The 505-nt window shown below is 68.7% G+C and carries 1 pseudogene; it reads right to left on the reverse strand.

Annotated elements, in window-relative coordinates:
* Positions 1 to 505: pseudogene (locus tag J7E68_RS19990) on the reverse strand (pyruvate carboxylase); the annotation flags it as partial.

Genomic DNA, 505 nt, shown 5'->3' on the forward strand with positions numbered 1-505 from the left:
GTGAACTCCGGCGGCGGCGCAGGGAACAGAAGCGTGTGCAGGCGAGCGCGGCGCGTCGTGCTGTCGCCGGCCAGCGCGGCCTCGTCGTCTGCGGAGATCTCCGTCAATCCGGTACGCACCGATCGCCCGGCCAGCACCTTGGCACGGAAGGGCTCGGGCCATCCGCCCGGAAGATCGCCGAGCTCTCCCGCCATGAACCCCACGACGGAGTCGGGAACGTCATACTTCTCGGGGTTCGCCTCGAAGTCCGCGGGGTCGGCTTTCACCGCAGCGAGGTGCAGTGCGAGGTCGCCGACGACCTTTGACGAGGGGGTCACCTTGGGAACCCGCCCGAGGATCCGATCGGCTGCGGCGTACATGTCCTCGATGAGCTCGAAGTCATCGGCGAGGCCGAGGGCCTTGGCCTGCTGACGCAGGTTCGACAGCTGTCCTCCGGGAATCTCGTGATGGTAGACGCGTCCGGTGGGCCCTGGCAGCCCGGACCCGAAAGGCCCGTACACCCGGC

The sequence above is a fragment of the Microbacterium sp. ISL-103 genome (assembly GCF_018613995.1).
In the GTDB taxonomy this organism is placed as follows: Bacteria; Actinomycetota; Actinomycetes; order Actinomycetales; family Microbacteriaceae; genus Microbacterium.